At 66.3% G+C, this 21197-nt stretch carries 23 protein-coding genes and 1 pseudogene; 16 read left to right on the forward strand and 8 right to left on the reverse strand.

Annotation, left to right across the window (positions count from 1 at the left end):
• Positions 1-635: 635 nt before the first annotated feature.
• The 3 genes from VB716_RS03340 to VB716_RS03350 form a co-directional block, all read right to left on the reverse strand.
• A complete protein-coding gene (locus VB716_RS03340; protein WP_323269716.1) occupies positions 636-2270 on the reverse strand; it encodes a DUF3987 domain-containing protein in 1635 nt (544 codons plus the stop codon).
• Positions 2267-2722, reverse strand: coding sequence for a hypothetical protein (locus tag VB716_RS03345; protein ID WP_323269717.1), 456 nt, complete (start codon positions 2720-2722; stop codon positions 2267-2269). The genes VB716_RS03340 and VB716_RS03345 overlap by 4 nt, the downstream gene beginning before the upstream one ends.
• Positions 2723-3028: 306 nt before the next feature.
• Complete coding sequence (locus VB716_RS03350) at positions 3029-3196, reverse strand: hypothetical protein (RefSeq protein WP_323269718.1); 168 nt, start codon at positions 3194-3196, stop codon at positions 3029-3031.
• A 719-nt stretch (positions 3197-3915) separates the two neighbouring features.
• On the opposite strand from VB716_RS03350, the gene VB716_RS03355 reads away from it, so the two are divergent.
• The 9 genes from VB716_RS03355 to VB716_RS03395 all read left to right on the forward strand — a co-directional run bounded on the left by VB716_RS03355 (position 3916) and on the right by VB716_RS03395 (position 9844).
• The gene (locus VB716_RS03355) at positions 3916-5091 is read left to right on the forward strand and encodes a hypothetical protein (protein WP_323269719.1); all 1176 of its coding nucleotides are present in this window, start codon (positions 3916-3918) and stop codon (positions 5089-5091) included.
• Positions 5092-5246: 155 nt separating this feature from the next.
• Positions 5247-5723 carry a mobile mystery protein A gene (locus VB716_RS03360; protein WP_323269720.1) on the forward strand — a complete coding sequence of 159 codons (477 nt, stop codon included), beginning with the start codon at positions 5247-5249 and terminating at the stop codon, positions 5721-5723.
• On the forward strand, positions 5714-6307 hold the full coding sequence (locus VB716_RS03365; RefSeq protein ID WP_323269721.1) for a mobile mystery protein B: 594 nt from the start codon (positions 5714-5716) through the stop codon (positions 6305-6307). The genes VB716_RS03360 and VB716_RS03365 overlap by 10 nt, the downstream gene beginning before the upstream one ends.
• A gap of 437 nt (positions 6308-6744) precedes the next feature.
• Positions 6745-7266, forward strand: coding sequence for an SLOG family protein (locus tag VB716_RS03370; RefSeq protein WP_323269722.1), 522 nt, complete (start codon positions 6745-6747; stop codon positions 7264-7266).
• A 51-nt stretch (positions 7267-7317) separates the two neighbouring features.
• Positions 7318-7938: a siphovirus Gp157 family protein gene (locus VB716_RS03375; protein WP_186696727.1), complete on the forward strand. Its 621-nt coding sequence runs from the start codon at positions 7318-7320 to the stop codon at positions 7936-7938.
• Between the two features lie 57 nt (positions 7939-7995).
• Positions 7996-8208, forward strand: coding sequence for a hypothetical protein (locus tag VB716_RS03380; RefSeq protein WP_323269723.1), 213 nt, complete (start codon positions 7996-7998; stop codon positions 8206-8208).
• Positions 8209-8269: 61 nt separating this feature from the next.
• Entirely contained in the window at positions 8270-9196 is a 927-nt protein-coding gene (locus VB716_RS03385) for an RAD52 family DNA repair protein (RefSeq protein WP_186696725.1), read from the forward strand.
• Positions 9197-9266: 70 nt separating this feature from the next.
• The gene (locus VB716_RS03390) at positions 9267-9551 is read left to right on the forward strand and encodes a galactose oxidase (protein ID WP_186696724.1); all 285 of its coding nucleotides are present in this window, start codon (positions 9267-9269) and stop codon (positions 9549-9551) included.
• A gap of 209 nt (positions 9552-9760) precedes the next feature.
• Positions 9761-9844, forward strand: coding sequence for a hypothetical protein (locus VB716_RS03395; RefSeq protein ID WP_323269775.1), 84 nt, complete (start codon positions 9761-9763; stop codon positions 9842-9844).
• 49 nt (positions 9845-9893) lie between these two features.
• Here the strand turns inward: VB716_RS03395 and VB716_RS03400 are convergent, their stop codons facing one another.
• From VB716_RS03400 to VB716_RS03415, 4 genes are read right to left on the reverse strand one after another with little or no spacing between them, the layout of a single operon-like run.
• Positions 9894-10973, reverse strand: a complete 1080-nt coding sequence (locus VB716_RS03400) for a DMT family transporter (RefSeq protein WP_323269725.1) — start codon at positions 10971-10973, stop codon at positions 9894-9896.
• A gap of 21 nt (positions 10974-10994) precedes the next feature.
• Positions 10995-12164, reverse strand: a complete 1170-nt coding sequence (locus tag VB716_RS03405; protein ID WP_186696722.1) for an efflux RND transporter periplasmic adaptor subunit — start codon at positions 12162-12164, stop codon at positions 10995-10997.
• Positions 12161-15292, reverse strand: coding sequence for an efflux RND transporter permease subunit (locus VB716_RS03410; RefSeq protein ID WP_323269727.1), 3132 nt, complete (start codon positions 15290-15292; stop codon positions 12161-12163). The genes VB716_RS03405 and VB716_RS03410 overlap by 4 nt, the downstream gene beginning before the upstream one ends.
• Positions 15289-15867, reverse strand: a complete 579-nt coding sequence (locus VB716_RS03415; protein ID WP_225875594.1) for a hypothetical protein — start codon at positions 15865-15867, stop codon at positions 15289-15291. Before VB716_RS03415 ends, VB716_RS03410 begins: the two co-directional genes overlap by 4 nt.
• A gap of 109 nt (positions 15868-15976) precedes the next feature.
• Between VB716_RS03415 and rppA the strand changes: the two genes are divergently transcribed.
• The gene (rppA, locus tag VB716_RS03420) at positions 15977-16681 is read left to right on the forward strand and encodes a two-component system response regulator RppA (RefSeq protein WP_255460153.1); all 705 of its coding nucleotides are present in this window, start codon (positions 15977-15979) and stop codon (positions 16679-16681) included.
• 44 nt (positions 16682-16725) lie between these two features.
• Positions 16726-18039, forward strand: coding sequence for a two-component system sensor histidine kinase RppB (gene rppB, locus VB716_RS03425; RefSeq protein ID WP_323269728.1), 1314 nt, complete (start codon positions 16726-16728; stop codon positions 18037-18039).
• A 65-nt stretch (positions 18040-18104) separates the two neighbouring features.
• Here rppB and VB716_RS03430 read toward each other — a convergent pair whose 3' ends face one another.
• Positions 18105-19010 carry an alpha/beta fold hydrolase gene (locus VB716_RS03430; protein WP_323269729.1) on the reverse strand — a complete coding sequence of 302 codons (906 nt, stop codon included), beginning with the start codon at positions 19008-19010 and terminating at the stop codon, positions 18105-18107.
• Between the two features lie 41 nt (positions 19011-19051).
• On the opposite strand from VB716_RS03430, the gene VB716_RS03435 reads away from it, so the two are divergent.
• The 5 genes and pseudogenes from VB716_RS03435 (at position 19052) to VB716_RS03450 (ending at position 21100) form a co-directional block, all read left to right on the forward strand.
• Positions 19052-19255, forward strand: a complete 204-nt coding sequence (locus VB716_RS03435; RefSeq protein ID WP_323243578.1) for a hypothetical protein — start codon at positions 19052-19054, stop codon at positions 19253-19255.
• A gap of 3 nt (positions 19256-19258) precedes the next feature.
• Entirely contained in the window at positions 19259-20227 is a 969-nt protein-coding gene (locus VB716_RS03440; RefSeq protein ID WP_323269730.1) for a cation diffusion facilitator family transporter, read from the forward strand.
• A gap of 63 nt (positions 20228-20290) precedes the next feature.
• Positions 20291-20524 (forward strand): annotated as a pseudogene (locus tag VB716_RS17425) (response regulator); the annotation flags it as partial.
• Between the two features lie 149 nt (positions 20525-20673).
• Positions 20674-20931, forward strand: coding sequence for a helix-turn-helix domain-containing protein (locus VB716_RS17430; RefSeq protein ID WP_225875593.1), 258 nt, complete (start codon positions 20674-20676; stop codon positions 20929-20931).
• Positions 20897-21100 carry a hypothetical protein gene (locus VB716_RS03450; RefSeq protein ID WP_323269731.1) on the forward strand — a complete coding sequence of 68 codons (204 nt, stop codon included), beginning with the start codon at positions 20897-20899 and terminating at the stop codon, positions 21098-21100. Before VB716_RS17430 ends, VB716_RS03450 begins: the two co-directional genes overlap by 35 nt.
• Positions 21101-21197: the final 97 nt, after the last annotated feature.

The following is a 21197-nucleotide window of genomic DNA, read 5'->3' on the forward strand; positions in this document are numbered from 1 at the left end:
GTGATCGCAAGTCTGTACTGGGGTGATGGGAGGCAAGCAGCTCGGGTTCAGCGACTACGAGCAGTCCACTCGCCCAAGAAGCGCACCCGCAAGGAAATCTTTCTCAGCAAAATGGAAGCGGTCGTTCCCTGGCGGGGACTGGTGGACCTAATCGGCCAGTATTACCCCAAGACCAGCAAGAAGGCCGCGGACGATGATCAGCTGTCGCTTGCGGTGGGCGCGGGAGCGAGAGCGGCGGGGCAGGTCAGGCGCCGGGATGGTGGGAAGGGGGCAACCAGGCGGGCGGGATGGCGGTCATGGCCTCCCCTCCCTGCGGTCGTACGACTGGGCCAGCATCAGACAGGGCGGTGCCGTCGTGTGGCTCCAGAGCCTGGCTGAGGTATGGCTCTGGCGCCTGATACGGCTGGAGTATGGCTGCTCAGCCATAGTTGAGATCCCTTGCGCTGGAATGGATCTGGCCTGAAGTATGGCTGTATGGCTGATCTGGCTCCTGTCCGTTGAAATTGGCCATTGGGAGGGGGAAGAGAAGGGAAGAGATAATAGAGCCATACAACCATACATAGAGTTACTTCCCTTGCACTGGAAGGGATCTGGGGTATGGCTGCCGAGCCATAGTTCTGCCATAGAACCAGGCCTCATGGCAGTTCTCCCGTCGCCCGGTACCGGATCGCACCGCGGTTCCCCTCCTGCACCTCGCCGTAGCCCGCACGGCGGAGCGCCTGCATCGCGGCGGTGATTGAGGCAAGGTCAGCCTCTTTCCGCTGCTGCTTGCTGAGCTTCATCCTCACTTCTCCAGGGCTGAAGTCAGTTCGGGCGGCCTGCGCGATCCTGTGTACCAGCTGCAGCAGCGGGGTGGCGCCACCGCCCGCGGCTTCCGCGTGGATTCCCAGGGCAAAGGCATCGAGGCAATCCACCAGGGTGGTTGCCCGCTCCAGCGTGGCAGCGCCGATCGGGCCGGTGTCCGGCGCTTCCCTGGTCGCGATGGCCAGCAGGTGCAGGACACCAGCGACCCGTAGGGCCTTGCCGGCGGCCTTGCCGTGCAGTGCAGCATGGGCTGGCAGGGTTGACTCCAGCGCCAGCACCTGTTTCCCATGGTGGTACTGGCGGAATGCAGCCCTGGCATCGTCGCTGAGCCGGTATGGGCGAGGCTTCAGGGCGTGCACCTGAGAGGCGACACGCTGTAGGTGATCCGCGGCCTCCAGTGCTTCCCGGTCGTCATCGTCTTCGGGCAGCGCTACCGCGACGGCAGGCACCGGAGCGAATAGGAACCGGGCCCAGAGGCCGGAATCGTCGCCATTGGCCACCAGGCGCCGCAGTACTTCGGTTTGCGTGCTGCCGTAGATCGACACCGCCGAGCGCCGGTACTGGCGGCCCTGGCCAGCCACCCGCAGGGAGGTCATACCGCCGCCGTCGAAGAGCTCCAGCAGCTGCTCATGGTCACCACCCTTGCCGCCGCGGTAGGCGTTCAGGGAGCCGAACAGGGCTTTCAGTTCGTCGCGGTAGATCAGCAGGGGGAGTCCCTGCCGTTCGTTGATCGCCAGCGTGTTGGCCAGGGCCTCGCCGGTGTGGTCGTTCGTCAGCAGCTGGGCGAGTTGCGGCGGGTCGGGGCATTCGTTACGTTTGAGGCCCTGGCACTCGCGGTGCCAGGCTTCCATTCGCCCCTCGTGCTGTTCCCACAGGGAGGCCTCCAGTGGTTCCCTCGGGTGGCGCACGAGCAGCCGTCCGGCGGGGCTCTTCATAGTGCCGCTGGCTCCCACCAGGCAGGCGTAGAGGTTGACCGGCACAACCAGGTTGGAGGCGGCCGAGCCAGTGACCATGGTGCCGAGCTTGGCCAAGCTGGCGACAGCTGCGAGAAAGGGCAGCGCCGCCGATGGCCCGGACACCGGCAGATAGCGGGAGCGGGTCTCGATGGCCTCGGCCACCGATGCAGGCAGCAGGTAATCCAGGGTGAGTGCCCGCCCGATCTCCTGCCGATCGGCTTCCGCAGCAAGGGCTGCGGCCTCTGCTTCGAGGCGGTGGGCGGTCTCCTGTTCAGCCTCCAGCTCCTGCCAGATCGACCGCAGGGCAGAGATGGGGAGGCCATTTGCTTCGGCCAGTTCGGTGAGATCGGCCTGCAGCTGGCTGCCGCTGATCTTCCCGACCCATCCGCGCATCGTGGCCATGGCCTCCGCCATGGCGACACCGGCACCATCGGCCTGAGCCGCATCGCGGGTGGCCTTGAGCGGGCTGGCGGTGTCGATCGGTTGCGTGAGGTCGTCGTCGTACGTCATGCCGCCACCTCCTGCGGTGTGGCGGTCAGGGCCTCGATCTCTGCAGCCGTGGGGCTGCCGAGCATGACGCGATCGAAGCGGACGCAATCTTCGATCTCAAACACCAGCTGCTGGAGCCAGAGCAACACCACGGGCACCAGCTCGGCGGCCTCGGGCACCTCACGGCGGAGACTGTGCAGCTGCCGCAGGAAGTCCTGCAGGCTGGCCAGGCAGGCGGTAGCGATCGCCTGATCCCGGCGCAGTTCGGCGGGCGTCAGCCAGTAGGGATCCCGGGCCCGCAGAACCGCGTGATACTGCCGCCGGATCCGAGCCAGCTGGCGGCGCAGCTCCGGTGCCAGCGCCGTACGGATCTTCCGTCGTACGACCGGCGACCGGCTGAACGCGGCGCGGGTGACCTGGGGCTTCATCAGGACGACGCTGTTCCCGCCGTAGCCACCGTTCAGGTTGACCACGGCCCAAGGTTGCCCTTCGATCGTGATCACCTCCCTCAGCCGCAGTCCTGGTGGGTGGTGGCTGCTTCCCTTCCAGCAGCTGATGAAGTCCTGGCTGCGTCGGCACTTGGAATCCTTTGCCCTCCCGCAAAGTGGACAGGGGAGGCGTCGGCTGCTGCCAATCCATCGCTGACGCCTATTGAAGGGTCTTGTCTCGCTCTCTCCAACACCGCGTATCGGGAGAACATCGATCTCCTGATTACGTGCCCGCAACTGTGGGGTGCAAGTTACCCATGCACGATTGCCTTCGTTTGGCGTGGACATGGCTCAGCCCTCCATTCCGTTGGAGGGACTTGGCAGGAGGTAGGTCTCCAGCGCCGTTGGATCAGCGGCGCTGAGCCGCTGAAGGGCTGCCCGGCATTCGGAAATGTTCCACATGCAGGGGGCTGTCTGTCCCATGCCGCGGCGGTAGTAGCAGAGGCCGGCTGACAGCACGCCAGCAGCCTTCAGCTTTTGGAGTGTGCTTCGTCCTATCCCCAGCGCTTTGCAGGCTGTGGCTGTGGTTGCCCAGTGCTCTTGGAGGGCGCGGGTGTTCATGAATGTGTATCCCCGTACGCATTAGCTTTCCGGCCCCGCCTCTTTGCCCCCTCGTCCGGGGGGCTGGCCGAGGCGTCACCGGCCTACAAACCCACTTGCGCACGCGGATGTCAGCGCCCTGAGAAATCCCCGGCAAGCTTCGGAACCGCTTGATTTCCAAGCTCCCGTGGCGGGGATGTGCCGACAGGCCTCAATCCAGATGGGTCGCGCGAGACCCCAGTGCGACGTGTGATCTCTAAGGCGATCCGCTCGAGGTTGATCAGCAGATGCGACCAGCGCTTATCGCTGGAGACCAGACCTCCTCTGCACACAACCTGCACACAGTCTCAATTTCTGCCAAAGAAAAAGGGCTCTCGGATTTCCCGAGAGCCCTTGGTGTAACTGGAATCGGGGCGACAGGATTCGAACCTGCGACCTAGTGCTCCCAAAACTCTCTTTTACGGGTTTGAGGGATCGATTGCCAGGACTGGAGTCTGGGCCGAAAAGCACTGCTGTCACTGCTGTTTGCCGTGCAAGGGGATGGCAGCCCACGGCAGCCCGTGCCAAGCTGAGGGGGTCGATTTGCTCACATATTTGCTCACATGGGAGCTTCTAGAGCCTCAGATGCCTGGGCTTCTGTGCTCCGCTCCGGCCTGCGCCTCTCCCTCACCCAGCGAGGCACGAGCAGCGGCTGGCGGGTTTCCGATCTGCGAGGGCGTACGCGCCTCACGGTCGATGGCGCCGGCGGTCGTCATCAGGTTCTGTTGCCCATCGAATGGGCCCATGACCAGGCCGATGCGATCCGAGAGACGGTTCTGGCGATCCACGCTGCCCATAGCGAGGGACTTTCACTCGATCGGGCCATTGCAGCCGCACTGGCCATCGGTGAGCCAACAGCTGATCCGGATGCTGGCCCTATCGATTGGCCTGAGCTGGTTGAGCGATTCAAAGCCCGAAAGCTGAGCAGCGGAGCCATCAAGCCCCGGACCTGGGCCGCCGTTTATCAGCGCCGAATGGCAGAACTGCTGGCCATCCTCGCCAGCAAGAAAGCACCAACCAATCCCCGGGAACTGCTGGAAGCAGTGACGGCTCGCTGGTCTGATCAGCCTGGCTCCCGTGGCCGGCAGATGCAGGTGCAGCAGACCGCGGCGCTGCTGCGATGGGGGGTCGATAACGGCGCTCTGGCTGTGGAATGGGCCCCACCTCTGGATCTCGACCCCTTTGTGGGCCGCAAGCGGGAGGGTCGGTCGATCACCACCCCGATCGAGGTGAAGCACATCCTGGAGTTGGTGGAGGCCATTCCGGATGCCCGTTGGCGCCTCGCATTCCAGTTGCTGGCGGCTTATGGCCTCAGACCAGAGGAGCTGCAACACCTTCAGCTGCGCGGCGGCCGCCTGTGGTGCAACTACCGCAAGAACACCAGCCGAGGAGCGACAAAGCCGAGACCGCTGCGGCTGCTGCCCTGCGATGACTGGGCTGAGGCCTGGGACCTGTTGGAACAGTTCAAAGCCCAGCCACTACCGCCGATGCGGCCGGGCTACGGCGCCGAGGATCTGGGTCTGTACATGCGCCGGCGCCGGCACTGGCAGGATCTGCGGCAGCAGTACGAGGCAGAAGGGGAGAAGCTGGTCCTCTATTCCGCCCGGCATGGCTACGCCCACCGCGCCCACCTGATCTGCGAACTGCCGCCGAAGGTGGCCGCTGCCGCCATGGGCCATAGCGTCGAAACGCACCTGGCGGCCTACAGCAAGTGGTGTGGTGACGACGTTGTAGATGACGCCTTCGAGCGGGCCGCGGCACGCCTTGGTCGATGAACGTCCCGACTGCGATCCACGACGCCCAGAGGGACACACTGCCCGTGGCGCGAGCGATGGCTCCCTTCCCCGTACCAGGAAGCAACGGATCACTCCCCCTGGTGTGCTCATGACAGGAGTGATACGTTGTCTTTGTGGTTCCCCTGCGGGACTGATTGCTCGCATTCACCATGAATCCCAAGGAGCTGCGGCTTGCTCAGATGGATGCGGTGCTTCAGGACGCCGCCAGCCATTCACTGGCGCAACGGCCGCCGGCGGGCTGGCTGCGGTCCATCCGTGAGGCCCTGGGCATGACCTCCGCTGCACTTGCGGCTCGCTTAGAAATCACCGCTTCCGGGTTGCGAAAGCTGGAACAGGCCGAGGCGACCGATGCCATCACGCTCGGCACCCTGCGGCGGGTGGCCGAGGCGCTCGACTGCGAGCTGCAGTACACGTTGGTGCCAAGACAGCCGCTGCGGGAGATGAGAAGGCAGCAGGCCCTGAGGCTGGCGCAGCAGTGGCAGCAACGCGCCGGCCGCACCATGGCGCTGGAAGCGCAGCCCATCGATTCGCCATCCGAGGGAGCACAGCAGCGGCTCGAAGCCATGGCTCAGGAGATCCTCCGCACCAGCGGCACCCGGCTATGGGGTTGAACGAGGACCTACCGGCCGGGGCGACGCCTCTCGATGGGGAGGGGCTGGAGGGGCTGCTGCCCTCCCATCTGGTGAATCGCAGCCAGCTGAACGAATGGGAGCAGCAGAACATCGAAGCTGCTCTGCTCTGGCTGTCCCGCCAGCGACGGCCCCGGCCGCTGGAAGAAAGCTGGCTGCGACGCCTGCACCGCGAGATGTTTGGCCAAAGCTGGCGTTGGGCCGGTCAGTACCGGATCAGCGACAAGAGCATCGGCGCCGACTGGCGGCAGATCCGGATGCAAGTCCCGGCCCTGCTGGCCGACATCGCCTTCCAGGTGGAGCACCGGGTGGATGTGGTGGATCTGATCGCCATCCGTTTCCATCACCGGCTGGTCTCCATCCACCCCTTCCCCAACGGCAACGGTCGCCACGCCCGCCTGATCGCTGACGCGTTGATCGAGCAGCTGGGTGCACCTCGCTTCTCCTGGGGCAGCAGCAGTTCCCTGGTGAATGCCTCAGCTCTGAGGCAGCAGTACATCAGCGCTCTTCAGCGAGCTGACCGCGGTGATCTCACTGCACTGCTGGCCTTTGCCCGAGAGAGCTGAGCAGGCACCGCAGGGCTCCGGTCGGCGACGGCCGTCCTTCAGCGTGCCACGGCTGCGCCGTGGCGTGCATCGGCCAGCCGCCGCCGCCCTCCGCTCCGGGGCCGGTGTGGGGGTGGCGGGCAGTGTCGCTCTCCCGCGGCTGCGGTGTGCCGTGCCCTCGCCCGCATCGATGGGGCTTGGGTGAAGCCTCAGGTTTCCTCGCGCGGCTGCGCGGCCAGCTGGGCATTCAGCGTTGAATCTGGCGGGGTTGATTATCAGCTTCTAGATCCGTTAGGGCATGGCTTTGCTTTGCGTAGATCCATTGCCCCGCAGTCGCTCTGCTCACTGCTAAGTGCGTTTGTACTGGTAGAATAAGGGCTGCGCCAAAGGCCACGAGCCCATCGCCTGCGGCAACGAAATCCCCGGACAACTTGCCCCATTCGTTTGCTCTGTAGCTCATGAGCTTGTCCTCTGCTGCAGTGGCCCAGGCCGCTGCATTGCCTCTCCCTGGTCTCCTGCCGCCGCCGGTGCTGGCGCATCGCTCGGTCGTCATCGTCGCCGCCGGTGGCCGTGATCTCGTCTGGCCCCAGGAGCGCATCGCCTCCGCCCTGCTCCAGCGCAGCGGTGGCCGGCCTGTCCATCTGCTGCTTCATGGCGGGGCCCGTGGCGCTGATCGCGCCATCGGTCGTGCGGCCCATCAGCTCGGCTGGCGGGTTCAATCCCTCGCCGCTGATTGGCGCCGCTATGGCCGCAGTGCCGGCCCCATCCGCAATCGCCTTCTGCTTGAGCAGGCCCTGGTGGAAGCCCAGGCCCACACCTCCCCAGCCTTCAGCGTCTCGGTGCTGGTGATCGCCTTCCCCGGTGGGCCTGGCACGGCCTCGCTGGTTCAGCAGGCCCGCCGCTGCTCCGCCCGTTCGCCGGTGCCGGTGGTGGTGATGGAGGTGCCGCCGCCGTTCTCGCCGGAGCCCCTCCCCGCTTGAGCGGCAATCGCCGCCCCGTTCTTCTCGTGTTCCATCTTCATTCATCACCCCATGGCCGCGCTCACTGCCCCAGCCGCTCCGCTCTCCCCATCTCTCCCCCAGGCCGCCGGGCCGTCCTGCACCCTGCAGCGTTCCGGTTCCCTCTGGCAGCTAGGCATCGAGTCCCAGGAGCTCACCACCGCCATTGCCCAGCTGGCCGAGCGGCTGGAAACCGATGAACCAGACGAACGCCAGCAGATCCTCGGCGAACTCGAGACCGCCCTGCTGGCCGATGAAGGCAACAAGGCCGCCATCGCTGCCAAGGCCGATGCCACTTGCTGGGTGATCGAGCACCTGCGCGGCCAGGCCGCCTACCGCCAGCAGCAGGCCAAGCGGCTCACCGCCCTGGCCGCCGGCGACAACAGCCGCGCCGATGCCCTGGAGCACTCCCTCGTGCTGGTGCTGACCCGCCTGCAGCCCAAGGCCACCCGGTTCAGCTTTCCCAACCACGAGCTCACCTCCCGCAAGTCTCAGGCCGTCGAGATCGACGACGAGGAAGCCCTCGATCCCCAGTGGCTCGCCGTCACCACCACCAGCAAGCCGGACAAGGCCGCCATCAAAGAGGCCCTCAAAGCAGGCCGCCACATCGAAGGCGCCCACCTCCTCTCCCGCCGCAGCTGGCGCATCCACTGACGGCCAGAGGCCGTCTCAAGCAGAGCGACACACCACCGATCACCCATCACCGGAGCCATGGATCTCTCCAGCTACGCCAGCGCCACCGGCACCAACCGCCCCACCAGCTCCCGGCCCAGGGGCCACATCTGGTCGACCCGGCTGTGCAGCTGGGTGGTGCCGATCACCCGCAAGGGCAGCCGCCGGCCCTCCCCCCAACACATCTTCTGCAGCGAGCCGCCCTGCTGGTTGTTGATCGAGCCGCTCAACACGGAAGGCAACGCCAGCTGAGCTGATCTCTCCCCGTCCCCGCCATCACGCCTCATCTCCGCCACCCCATCCCATCGCCGCCATGACCTGCACCTTCTCTGCCGAGCAGATCACTGCCCTCTCCGCTCCACTGGATCGCGCCAAGGTGCGCCAGCGCGAGCAGGGCCGCAGCTCCGTCAGCTATCTGGAGGGCTGGCAGGTGATCGCGGAAGCCAACCGGATCTTTGGCTTTGACGGCTGGCAGCGCCAAACCGTCGCCCTCCGCTGCGTCAACCAGAGCGAGCGCACCATCGGAGCCAGAGGCACGAGCCGGGAGCAGCGCCCCGGCTGGGGGGTCACTTACACCGCCCGCGTGCGCATCACCGTCGGCGAGGGCACCGGTGCCCCGTTGATCCGCGAGGGCTGCGGGGCCGGCCACGGCATCGACACCGACCTGGGCCAGGCTCATGAATCCGCCCTCAAAGAGGCCGAAACCGACGCCATGAAGCGGGCGCTGATGACCTTCGGCAATCCCTTCGGTCTGGCGCTTTACGACAAGCAGCAGCGGGAGGTGACCGGGGCTGCTGGTGGGGGAGGTGCTCGTCCCGCCAACCAGCCAGCGGGCAGGCCCTCAGCGTTGCGAGTGGTGCCCGATGCATCGGCTCCAGCTCAGCACCGAGCCCCATTCACTCAGGAGGCCCAGAGCGAGGCGACATCGAAACCTGCGCCACCCGCAGCTGCAACAGTTCAAGCTGCTCCAGCTGATGCAACAGCCCGACCACAACAACCGGATCCCGGCCTGATGCCTCTCGATCCTGCCACCATTCGTCAGCTGCACGCCACCATCCGGGCCCTGCCAGCGCCGGTGCTGGAGGGGTTCAGCAAGGCCTTCCGCAAGCGGTTCCAGGTGCCGGCTGATGCCCCCTCGATTGCGGATCGGATCTGCCACCGCAGGCATCACGACTGGATTGAGACGTTTCTGGTTCAGCACCAGTCACAGCTAGAGACAGCCGCTCTCCACCACGGCTGAGCTGATCGGACAGGACAGGACACGACAGGGGCAACCGTGCTAGTACATGCGTACGCATTAGCCATGAGTCATGGGTGCCCCTCTCCCCCGACCAGCAGCACTGAATGCCCGGCTCGAAACCCCGATCGAGGAGTGGCCCTACCTCGATGAGGGCACCCTGCAGAAGACCCGCAGCCGCAAGGTCTGCATGACCTGCCACTGGTTCTGCCACCACGCCGGGGTGAACTGCATCCCGGTGCTCACCTGCCAGCTGCACCAAGGGCTGATCGCGCATGGTGAGCACCTCACCAGCCGCTGCCAGGGCTGGACCGACGACTTGGTGCGGCAGAAGGGCTGGGCGCCGGAGGTGGCCTGAGCGGCATATGAACTTCACGGACAGGCCCGACCGGCCGCCGCTCTCACCCCGGGAAGGCTGGCTGAGCGACGGCCGCCAGGTGCTGCACTTCATGCCACGGCGTTACGACCGCTGGAGCCAGAGCCTGGAGGTGACCCTCGGGGAGCTCATACCCAGCGGAGAGCCAGCACTATTCCAAGCTGCGCAGGGAGCTCACAGGCGAGCAGGCGATCCGGCTCTGGGCCCAGAAGCGGCAGCAGGGCTGGCAGGTCTGTGCGCAGCATTGGGAACTTTCGCCGCTGCCGCAGGGCTGATTCGACCTCCTGCTGTCGCATGCCCCAGCAGGCGAGAGCCGATGCCTGCTCAGTGGCGATGGCGGTGATGGGTGTCGCTGACGTGTGGGTGTGCGTGCTCCAGCTCCCCGTGGCAATGCTCATGGGCGTGCCAGAAGGGCTGATCGGCAGCGACACCCTCGAGCTCCTCGGGTTGATGGCGGTGCTCGTGATGGGGATCGCCGCCGAGTGGATCGTGCCGGTGGCGATGGGCATGACGGAGCACGTCATGGCGATGCCAGTGGCTGTGCTGCTCCAGCAGCAGCAGCAGAACACCCGCGGCCATCAGGCCAGCGGCCACCAGCAACTGGGGCGTGAAGGCCTCGCGCAGGATGACCAGGGAGAACAGGGCACCCACGAACGGCGCGGTGGAGAACAGCACCGCCTCGCGGGCAGCACCGAGATCGCGCAGGGCCAGCAGATCCAGCCAGATCGAAATGCCGTAGCCCAGGGCCCCGATCGCCAGCAATGCCAACATGACTGGCAGCGCCGGGAAGGGGTGCCCGAGCAGCAACGCCAGCGCCAGCATCGGCAGCGACGCGCCCGCGGCCTTGCAGGTGGCGATCTGGATCGGATTGCGCAGGCTGAGGCTCTGGCTGAGGTTGTTATCGATACCCCAGGCCAACGTGGCCAAAGCGATCAGGGCACTGCCCCCTGCATTGGCTCCGCTGAGGGAGCCCTCGGAGAGCAGCACCGCCGCGGCGATCGTGAGCCCAGCGGAAAGCAGTCCCCGCCGGCCTAAGTGCTCTCGCCCCAGCAGCACGGCGATCGCCAGGGTGAACACCGCCTCCAGGTTGAGCAGCAGCGAGCTGGAGGCCGCGGGCAGGCGCGCCAGGCCCATCACCAGGGCTACCGGTCCCACCACGCCGCCGAGCAGGGTGAGGGCCGCGAGCGCTGGCCAGTCCTGCCTGCCTACGGAGGTTTCGGCCTCGGTGTCTCGGAACAGCCGCACCGTCAGTAGGGCCAGGGTGGCGCCCCCATAGAGCAGCCCGGCGATACTCAGAGCCGAGCCAGAACCAGTCACGGTGCTGATCAGCGGGGCGCTGATGCCGAATAAGACGGCGGCCGCCAGGCCAGCCAGCTGTCCACGTCGGAGAGAAGACTTGGCCATCGACTGCTTTCGGACGCTCGATCAGTTCTCGCTTAGTCGCCGTTCCCCGGCCAGGGCATCACGCAGTTTTGCCGTGTTCCCACTAAGCAGGATCTCGCTGCCGCGCACGCCTTGCAGGATTTCAACGCGCTCAGCGGACTGCTGGCCCACCACCACCGGAACTGGCTCCACTACGCCCCGTTGATAGCGGAACACCACCGCCATGCCATTGACCAACTGAACAGCATCCGCCGGCACCGTGAACCGTTGCGCGGAGGCCGGCACCTGGACAAAGGCCGTCACAGCCGTGCCGGCAGGGGGCATGGGCGCATCCACCGTCTCGGCGCGCACCACGGTGACACGATTTCCACTGCCGCTGTCGGGGACCACCGCCAAGACGCGAGCCCGCAGATCCCGCGATCCTGCTCTCACCCGCAGTCGCTGGCCGATCTCCAGGTTGGCGGCCAGCACCGGCGACACCAGGAAGCGCAATTCGCTGCCGCGAGCATCGCTGATCTGGGCCACCTCATCGCCGGTCTGGAGCACTGACCCGGGGGAGGTCTTCACGGCGGCGATCTGGCCACGGATCGGACTGCGGATCAGCAGGCGTCCCATGGCATCGGGCTGTCCCATCGCCATGGCCTTGGCTGCCGCCGCCCTGGCGGCATTGGCTGCGGTGACGCTGGCGATGCGGCGGCTCTCCAATTCCTGGGCCGAGAGCGCCCCCTGCTGGGCCATCGGTAGGGCCAGGCGATACTGATAACCAAGGGACTGCGCCGTGGCCTGGGCTGTATCCGCATCGGCTCGCACCACCGCCGCGTCGGGGCTCTGAACTTCAGCGATCGGCTCACCGGCCTGGACGGCAGCGCCTGGTGCCACCAGCAGGCGAACGATGCGGCCGGCCACCTGCATGCTTGCACTGGAGCGCGCTCCGACGGCTGCGTCCACAAACCCGGAAATCGGACGTGCGGTGCCCGTGCTCAGATCTGGGCGAATGGTGCTGAGCCCCGAGCGCCGCAATTGCTCTTCACTGAAGGCAAGGGAGCCGCTGCGCGTGGTGCTTGCTGATTCTTTAGCCACGGGCACGGTGGCTGGGCCCGGCTGGAGGCGCCCCAGCGCGATGCCCAGCAACAGGGATCCTCCGAGGGCCAAAGGAAGCAGCACCTGGGGCTGACGCAGACGATCCTTGATGCGATGCAGGCTCGGGTTCATGGATGGGACGCAACGAGGGAGGGCGACGGAGCTGCGACAGGAGGCAACAGCCAACGGCCAAAGCGCACGTACAGCGCGGGCAGCACCAGCAGCGTCAGCGCCGTGGAGGTGATCAGGCCGCCCAGCACCACAACGGCCAGGGGCTGCAGGATTTCGTTGCCGGCCCCGAACGCCAGCGCCAACGGCAAGGCGCCAAGGGCCGAGGAGAGGGCTGTCATCAGGATGGCGTTGAGGCGCTCCAGGCTTCCCTCACGGATCACCTCGCCCAGGGGTTGCCCTGCGCCATGGCGGCGGTTGTAGTTGTCCACCAGCAACAGCCCATTGCGCACGGCGATGCCAAACAGCGTGATGAAGCCGATCAAGGAGGCGATCGATAGCACTCCTCCCGTGAGCAACACCGCCACCACACCTCCGATCAGGGCCAGGGGCAGGTTGAGCATGATCGCCACTGTGGCGGGCACTGATTTCACCGAAATCACCATCAGCACACTGATCACCACTGCGGCAACAGCGCTGTAGAAGACCAGAGACGCGGTTGCCCGTTCTTCTGATTCGAACTGACCGCCGTAGCGGATCGTGTAGCCCTGAGGCAGTGGCACCTCACGGGCGATGGTGCGCTGGATGTCTTTGACGACAGTGCCGAGGGGCCGGCCGCTGACGTTGGTGGAGACCACGATCATGCGGGAGACGTCCTCCCGGTTGACGACGTTGGAGCCGAGGCCTTCGTCGATCCAGGCGACGCTGCCCAGCGGCACCGTCATGCCATTGGAGAAGGCCACCGGCACCGAGCGAATGGCCTCCAGGTTTGCGCGCGCGTCCGGCTGCAGCTGCACCAGCACATCGCTGCGCACGCCGGCTTCCACCACGTGGCCCACCACCTTGCCGTTGAAGGCAATCTCCACGGCCTGCGACAGCTTTTCAATGCTGAGGCCAAGGGCCGAGGCCAGGGGGCGGTCGTAGTGGATCTGCAACTGGGGGATGGGCAGCTGGGGCTCCAGCTGCAGATCCACCACTCCGGTGATCGGCTTGATCGCTGTCTCCACGGCCTCGCCGATGCGGCGCAGCTCGCCCAGATCGGTGCCGTAGATCTTGATCGCGATGGCACTGCGGACCCCGGAGAGCACCTCATCCATGCGGTGGGAGATGAAGCCGCCGATGTTGGAAGCCACGCCCGGCAGCTTCTGAAACGCCTGCCGCAGTTCAGCAATGGCGGCTGGGCGGTTGGCCATCGCCTGATCGCTGAGTTCCACATCCACATGGGCAAGGTTCACACCCGCACCATCGGCATCACCAGGCGCGCGGCCGGTGCGCACCTGCACCCACTCGAACAGAGGGTTGTTCTGCAGCGAACGGGTCAGGGCCAGGCCGGCCCGATTGGTCATCTCCAGCGACACCCCGGGGTAAAGCACCATCGAATTCACCAGCGACTTTTCACGGAACTCGGGCAGAAACACCCGTCCCAGTGCCGGCAGGATGAGGGTGGTGGCGATCACCAGAGCAAGGGCCATGGCCAGCACCCGCTGCGGGGAGGCCAGGGCCAGATCCAGCACAGGGCGATAGAGGCGCTGGGCCTGGTTGGCGATCCAGGTGTTCTCCTCCGGCAGCTGAACCGGCGCCAGCAGGATGGCGCAGAGGGCAGGTGACAGGGTCACTGCTACCAGGGTGGAGCTGCCGATGCAGAGCAGGTAAGCCAGGCCCATGGGCGCAAAGATCCGTCCTTCCACGCCGGTGAGCGAGAAGATCGGCGCGAACACCACCGCAATGATCACGGTGGAGAACAGCACGGGCTGGCGCACCTCCAGCGAGGTGTCAAACACCACTTGCAGCGGTGATTTGGGCGTGCTGCTCGCCTGGTTGCGGCACAGGCCCCGGTAGCAGTTCTCCATGTCGACGATCGAGTCGTCGACCACCGAGCCGATCGCCACCACCAGCCCGCCCAGGGTCATGGTGTTGATCCCCAGCCCAAGCGCTTTCATCAGCATCAGGCCGATCAGCAGCGAAAGCGGAATGGCGCTGAGGCTGATTATGGCGGCCCGCCAGTTCATCAGGAACAGCACGATCACCACCGAGACGATCACCACCCCCTGCAGCAGCGACTCGCTCACATTGCGGATGGCGCTGTCAATGAAGTTGCTCTGCCGAAAGGTGACGTGGGTCTGCACATCCGCCGGCAGGGTTCGGTTCAGTTCGGCCAGGCGTCGCTCCACCGCGCGGGTCACGGTGGGTGTGTCCACGTCGGGCTGCTTGGTCACCATCAGCACGGCGGCGGGCTTGCCGTTGAAGCTGGCGTCACCCCGTTTGAGAGCCGCGTCGCGTTTGACCTCCGCCAGGGTGGAAAGCAGCACCGGTTGCCCCTGCTCGTTGCGCACCGCTGCATCAGCCAGGTCGCTGACTTGCTCGATCTGTCCCATCGGGCGGATCAGCCGCTCCTGGCCGCCGGCAATCAGGAAGCCTCCGGGGCTGGTGGCCATGGCATTGGAGACCCCCTCCATTACTGCTTGGAGCGAGACGTTCTGCACCTGCAGTTCCTGGGGGTCGATCAGCACCTGGAACTGCTGCTCATCACCCCCGTAGATCGTCACCTGGGCCACACCAGGGACCGCCAGGATGGCCTGGCGATAGGAGCGCAGCAACAGCTGCTGCAGATCCATCAAGGATGTGGCGCCATCGCCTTTCACCGTGAAGGCCACCTGCAGGATCGTGCCGAGCGGTGACACAAGCGGCGACAACTCCGGTGCGGCGGCATTGGCGGGAAGCTGGGTGCTCACCTGCTGCAACCGCTCCGCCACCGACTGGCGAGCGCGGTAGATGTCGGCGTTCTGGTGGAACACCACCTGCACCATCGACAGGCCCGCCTTGGAGGAGGAGCGCACCGTCTCCACGCCGGGGATGCCGTTCACGGCCGATTCAATCGGCAGGGTGATCCGGGCTTCCACCTCCTCAGGCGAGAGGCCGTCAGCGCTGGTCTGTACATCCACCTGCGGCGGTGCAAAGGGCGGAAAAACATCCAGCGGCATCTGGCTCACGGCCAGCAGGCCCCAGAGACTGATGACCACCGCAGCGGCCACGATCAGCCAACGACGGGCGATCGAGAACCGCAGCGTGGTGTTGAGCAGCTTTTCGATCATTCGCCCTGCTTGCCGCGGCGGTTGATCAGCACCGCCCCTGCGGCCACCACCGCGGCAACACCGGCTGTGCCAGCGATCAACGGCAGGTTGCCGCTGGAGTTGGAACCGTCCTCGGCCTTGGCAACAGCACCGGCATCAGCCGCAGGAGCCTCCACCTGCTGGGTCTTCTTCGATTCGGCGTAGAGCGAGAGCACACCCGACAGCACCACGTCATCGGTGTTATCGATTCCCTCCGTCACGACCACGCGGTCTCCCTGGTTGGCTCCGGTCTGCACGAAGACTGGGTCGTAGGTCTTCTCGGTCTGCACGAACAGCAGGGACTTGCCATCGGCATCCACCAGTGCAGTGGCGGGCACGGTGAGGCCATCAGGTCCTTGTTCGGGCTTGGCCGTGGCCACACCCAGCAGCCCATCGCTGTCGGCATTGCGCTTCACCTGGCGCACATCCCCCTGCTGCTGGAACTCATCACCGTGGCCCACGTGGGCCCTGGCTAGCGGTGATGCCGTGGCGATGGCGAGCAGGGCAGCGGTGGAGAGGCTGGCTCGAGCGGCCAGCTGCAGGAATCGGTTGACCAAGGCCCATGGGAACGGTGGATGGGCGGAGGATGGAGCAACCGGGATGAAAAACAGGTGAAATCGCCGGCACTCACTAGCATCTGCCATCCGGAGCCCACCCCTGATGTTGCTGCGGATCCTGCTGGTGGAAGACGAAGAGGATCTGGCTGCAGCTGTCCAGACGGTGCTGCAACGCCAGGGCCATGTGGTGGATTACTGCTCCGGCGGTCTGGAGGGTTGGAGCCTGCTGAGCGGTAAACTTGCCCGTTACGACCTCGCCATCCTCGATTGGATGCTGCCGGATCTGAGCGGTGTTGACCTTTGCCGGCGCGCCCGGGCCGCTGGCATGGGGCTACCGGTGTTGTTGCTCACGGCCCGCGCCGAGACTGCCGATCGGGTGGAGGGCCTCGATGCGGGTGCTGATGACTACCTCAGCAAACCTTTTGCGATGGAGGAGCTGCTGGCGAGGATCAGGGCCCTGCAGCGGCGCCACCCCGGCTACCGGGAGCCCTTGTTGGCAGCCGGTAGTTATCGATTGGATCCCAATGTAGGCACGCTGCTGGTCACGACCACCACCGGTGAGGTGCGCGTGGAACTGTCGGCCAAGGAGCAGCAGTTGATGGCCTATTTCCTGAAGCATCCAGGCCAGATCATTCCCGGCTCACGGCTGCGCCATCAACTGTGGGATCTGCATCAGGACCCGGTGAGCAACGTGGTGGCTGCCCAAGTGCGGCTGCTGCGGCGCAAGCTGGCGGCCCACGGCCTTCCCTCGCCGATCGAAACGGTGCCCAGCAAGGGGTATCGGCTCGCACCGCCTGCGACCGCGGAGACGTGAGCCATCACCGTTCCTCAACGCCAAGATTGCTGTGGCGCGCCCGCTTGCGCCTGGCAGGCCTGTCGTTGCTGGTGATGGGCACACTGCTCTATGCAGCCGGCTTTGCCATGGGCCGGTTGCTGCTGCAGACCCAGGAAACGGCGATCAGGCGTGAATTGCAGAGCCTCGCCGGCACGCTGCACGACAGTCTCAAGCCCGCCTTGCCGCCGGAGGCCCGGCCCTCCGGCGCCCTGGCTGCGGTGCTGCCGGGCCTCTGCCTGGCAGGCAAGCCCTGCATTCCGCCGACGGATCTGATCCATCGGCATGCGATCAGTGCAAGCGATCCCGACCGCTACAAGCTGCGAGTGTTCAATCACCACGGGGTTCTGATCGCCAACTCCCCTGGCGCCTTGCCGGTGAGGCAGAAACCTGGGCTGCTGGGCTGGGCATTGACCGGTGAGCGAGCCGGAGAACGCTGGGGCACCTATGCGATTCACCTGCATCACTCCCATGGCCCCGGCGAACCGATCTGGGGCTACCTGCAGATCTCAAGCAGCCTGGAGCACCTCGATGCCGAAGCGAACCGCTTGTGGTGGCTGGGCCATGGGGTCTTCCTTCTAGCGATGGTGGGGGTAGCCGTAGCCAGCTGGTGGTTGGCGGGGCTGGCCATGGCTCCTCTGCTGGAGGCCTACCGGCGCCAGGAACAATTCAGCGCTGATGTGGCCCATGAACTGCGAACACCACTGGCCAACCTGTTGGCCGTCGTGGAGGCGGAGCGCAGCACAGCCGATCCTTCCACCAGCAACATGCAGGTGACCAGTCTGGATCGGGTTCTGGCCCAGGGGCGGAGGCTGCAGCAGCTGATTGCTGATCTGCTGCTGCTCGCGAGCCTGGAGCGATCCTCGCCTCAAGGCCTCAAGGAGGTTTGTGATCTCACCGAGATCGTGATGGATGTGGTGGAGGAGTTCAGTGAAGTGGCCGCTGCTGCTCAGGTCAGCCTCAAGGCGGAGCACCTCAGCCCTTGCGCCAGGGTTCTGGGCGTTGAATCGGAGCTCAGCAGGCTCGTGATCAACCTGCTCAGCAATGCCATTCACTACACCCCGGCAGACGGTGTTGTCGACGTGAGGCTGGACAAGCAGGGCCGGGAGGTTGTGCTGGCCATCAGCGACAGTGGCCCTGGAATCCCCGTCGATCAGCAGGCGAGGATCTTCGATCGCTTTACCCGGCTTGATGCGGCCCGATCCCGGCAGCAGGGGGGCACGGGCCTGGGGTTAGCCATCGCTCAGGCGATCGCACGTCACCATGGCGGTGCGATCACTGTTCGGTCTGCAGCAGGACAGGGAGCCGTGTTCATGGTCCGGTTGTCAGCTGGCCACTGACTTGCCTCTCACCCGGCTGATCAGGCCCACCAGACACACACCACGGGGCAGGGGGGCCAGGTATCTCAGCATCGGCGGAGCAGGGCGGCCAGCTCCCGCCCGCATTCCTCATGGGCCCCAAGCCGGCCGGGGAGATGCAGGGTGTGATCGGCCACCGCCGCCAGGGCCTGCATCGCTGCAAGGGATTTCGGCGGCGCCTGGTCGGCGATCGCCACCGTCAGCGGACTCTTCAGGTCTTGTGCTGCTTCAAGCCAGCCCTGGGGGGCGTCGTAGGGATCGAGGCCTCCGGTCACGAAGGAAGAGCTGGCGAAACGTGCCCCCAGCTGGCGGGCGATCCGCTGCCGCGCAGCAAGGCCCTCGGGGCTCAGGCCGTGACCGGCCACATCCACGTGGCGGCGGCTCATCCAGCCGAGCATGGCTGTGGTGGTGTTGAGCCAGTAGAGCAGGGGCCCGAGCAGCGGCGCCTCCACCAGGGAACGGATCGCCGGGAAAGCGCGGCTACGGCGGCCGGCCATCGTCGGCAGCGGCCCGCGCCAGGTGGGGGCCACCAACACCCACTCGCGAAACTCCAGGCCATGGTGCTCAGCGGCGAGCAGGGCGATGCCGGCGGCATGGCCAGCGGCGATCAGACCACAGTCGGTCGGGCAGACCTCGCGTCGGACATCAGCCAGGAACAGGGCCAGGAGCTCGGCGTCGTACGGCAGCCGAGGCCGATCACTCTCCCCGAACCCTGGCCAGTCAAGGCTGATCAGCCGGGGTCGCTCGGATGGCTCACCCGGGCCGTCAGGAATGGCATCGCAGAAGGGCTGCCATTCCTGACGGCTGGAGATCGTGCTCAGCGCCGGCAGCAGCAACCAGGCCGGGCCGCTGCCCCCCTGGTCCGTCATGGCGATTTCAAGGGTTCGCCCGCCATGACGCCAGAGGTAGGAACGGCGGTGAGCGGATCTGGAGGATTGGACGGCAGTGGTCAAGGGAGGGCAGACCAAGTCATCTACATGTATACAGTTTGGTAATGACCACGGGGGTGTCGATGGCCGCCAAGCGCTGTTCCTCCAGCCGAGAAGGCAAGGTGCTGCTCTCCTGCTGGATTCCAGAAGAGCTGCGCATGGAGCTCGATCGGGTCTGGGCCGCCAAGGGCCTCAGGCCCCATGGCCGCACCCAGCAGGGGATGGAGGAGATGATCGCCCTCTACCTGACGGCCCAGCAGGAGACCTGAGCCATGGGCGGCCAGCACGGGCACGGAGCAGAACCTCACGATCACCCCCATGGGCCTGGCGATGATCACCATCACGACCACAGCCATGGCCAGCAACCAGACGGTCAGGCCGGAAGGGCCTTCCGCTGGAGCATCGCCCTCAACAGCGGCCTCACTGCCCTGCAGCTGGTGGTGGGCTTTGGCTTCGGCTCGCTGGCGCTGATCGGCGATGCCCTCCACAACCTCGGCGATGTGGTCGGCCTGGCCCTGGGCTGGGGGGCGGATCGTCTCAGCCGCCGGCCGGCCCGCGGGCGCTTCACCTACGGATTCGGCCGCAGCACCCAGATCGTGTCGCTGGTGAACGGCCTGCTGATCTTCGCGGCCGGTGCGGTGGTGGTGGTGGAAGCGATCCAGCGTCTGTTCAACCCGGTGCCGCTGATCGTGGGCCCGGTGGCCTGGGCGGCGGCCGCCGGCATCGCCATCAACCTGCTCTCGGCCCGCCTGTTCGGCCACGACCACCACCACGACCTCAACCAGCGGGCGGCGGTGCTGCATCTGCTCACCGATGCCGCCGTCTCGGTGGCGGTGCTGCTGAGCGCCCTGGTGGTGGGGGCCACCAGCTGGCTGTGGCTCGATGCCGTCACGGCCATTGGCGTGGGGGCCGCGGTGATCTGGAGCGCCCTGGGCCTGTTGCGCGAGGCGCTCGCCCTCACCCTCGACGCCGCCCCGCGCCATGTCGATCTCATGGAGGTGGAGCAGGCTCTGGCGTCGCTGCCTGCAGTGCTTGAGGTGGAGAAACTGCATGTCTGGGGGCTGAGCACCTCCCGCACAGCCCTCACCGCGCATGTGGTGATTGATCCCGATCGCCTGCTGCGTGAGGGTCTCAGCCGGGATCAGCTCCTGGCCTCGGCCCAGCGACGGCTGGAAGCGTTTGGAATCCGCAAGAGCACGCTGCAACTGGAGAGCGCGGCTCAGACGGATGGAGCCCTCTGATCAGGGAGTGGGACGGCCATGAAGCTCCTGCTCGTCGAGGACGACCCGACCCTCCAGGAGGCCATGCAACGGCTGCTGCTCCAGTGGGGCTATGGCCTTGAGGTCGCGGGCACGGGGGGCGAGGCGATGGGCTGGCTGAAGCAGGAGCGCTTCGATCTGGTGCTGCTCGATCTCGGCTTGCCCGACACCGACGGCCTGACGCTCTGCCGGCAGCTGCGCCGGCTGCCGTGCCATCAGCCGCTGGTGCTGATGCTCACCGCCCGTGATGGACGCACCGACAAGCTGCTCGGCTTCGAGGGAGGCGCCGATGACTACGTCGTCAAGCCTTTCGATCCCGAGCTGTTGCGGGTGCGGCTGGCGGCCCTGCTGCGCCGCGCCAATCGCCCCCTGCAGAGCCAGTTGTGCTGGGTCCGCTGGCGCTCCAGCCCGGTCAGACCGTGGCGTTGGTGCGTGGGCATCCCCTGGAGCTCACCCCCAAGGAGGCCCTGCTGCTGGAGCAGCTGCTGCGCGCCCGCGGCGCCAGCTGCCGCAAGAGTGAGCTGCTGCACGCCTGCGCCGATGGCCGCCGCGTCGTCGGCGAGGACGCCCTACGCGCCCAGATGCGCAACCTGCGTCAGAAGCTCACTGCCGCTGGCTGTGATCCGAACCTGATCGAAACGGTGTATGGCCATGGCTGCCGGCTCCACGCAAGCGCTACCGACTGATCCGCTGCAGCTCAAACGCCGGCTCCTCCTGCAGGGTGGCGGCTTCGCGTTGCTGCTGCTGCTGTCCTTCTCCGGCACCCTCTATTGGGGCATCGCTGTGCAGCGGGGCGAGGACCAGCGCACCGAGCTGGCCAGCTGGCCGCCACGGCCGCGGCCCAGCTGCCCCTGATCGCCCATGAGATGGGCGAGGCGGAAGGGCGTGCCAAGTTCCGGGCCGGTCCGCAGCGGATCGCCGTTCCGGCGTTGGTTCAGCAGCGGGTGCAATG

Origin of the sequence: Synechococcus sp. CCY9201 (assembly GCF_034931105.1) — a bacterium.
Lineage (GTDB): Bacteria > Cyanobacteriota > Cyanobacteriia > PCC-6307 > Cyanobiaceae > CBW1002.

Excerpts from the sequence above, each read along its gene's own strand:
- VB716_RS03370 (WP_323269722.1), top strand. The coding sequence starts at position 6,745 with ATGAGCTTGTCCTCTGCTGCAGTGGCCCAGGCCGCTGCATTGCCTCTC.
- VB716_RS03400 (WP_323269725.1), bottom strand. The coding sequence starts at position 10,973 with ATGGCCAAGTCTTCTCTCCGACGTGGACAGCTGGCTGGCCTGGCGGCC.
- VB716_RS03380 (WP_323269723.1), top strand. The coding sequence starts at position 7,996 with ATGGATCTCTCCAGCTACGCCAGCGCCACCGGCACCAACCGCCCCACC.
- VB716_RS03440 (WP_323269730.1), top strand. The coding sequence starts at position 19,259 with ATGGGCGGCCAGCACGGGCACGGAGCAGAACCTCACGATCACCCCCAT.
- VB716_RS03340 (WP_323269716.1), bottom strand. The coding sequence starts at position 2,270 with ATGACGTACGACGACGACCTCACGCAACCGATCGACACCGCCAGCCCG.
- VB716_RS03450 (WP_323269731.1), top strand. The coding sequence starts at position 20,897 with ATGGCTGCCGGCTCCACGCAAGCGCTACCGACTGATCCGCTGCAGCTC.
- VB716_RS03405 (WP_186696722.1), bottom strand. The coding sequence starts at position 12,164 with ATGAACCCGAGCCTGCATCGCATCAAGGATCGTCTGCGTCAGCCCCAG.
- VB716_RS03385 (WP_186696725.1), top strand. The coding sequence starts at position 8,270 with ATGACCTGCACCTTCTCTGCCGAGCAGATCACTGCCCTCTCCGCTCCA.
- VB716_RS03390 (WP_186696724.1), top strand. The coding sequence starts at position 9,267 with ATGGGTGCCCCTCTCCCCCGACCAGCAGCACTGAATGCCCGGCTCGAA.
- VB716_RS03410 (WP_323269727.1), bottom strand. The coding sequence starts at position 15,292 with ATGATCGAAAAGCTGCTCAACACCACGCTGCGGTTCTCGATCGCCCGT.
- VB716_RS03435 (WP_323243578.1), top strand. The coding sequence starts at position 19,052 with ATGACCACGGGGGTGTCGATGGCCGCCAAGCGCTGTTCCTCCAGCCGA.
- VB716_RS03375 (WP_186696727.1), top strand. The coding sequence starts at position 7,318 with ATGGCCGCGCTCACTGCCCCAGCCGCTCCGCTCTCCCCATCTCTCCCC.
- VB716_RS03365 (WP_323269721.1), top strand. The coding sequence starts at position 5,714 with ATGGGGTTGAACGAGGACCTACCGGCCGGGGCGACGCCTCTCGATGGG.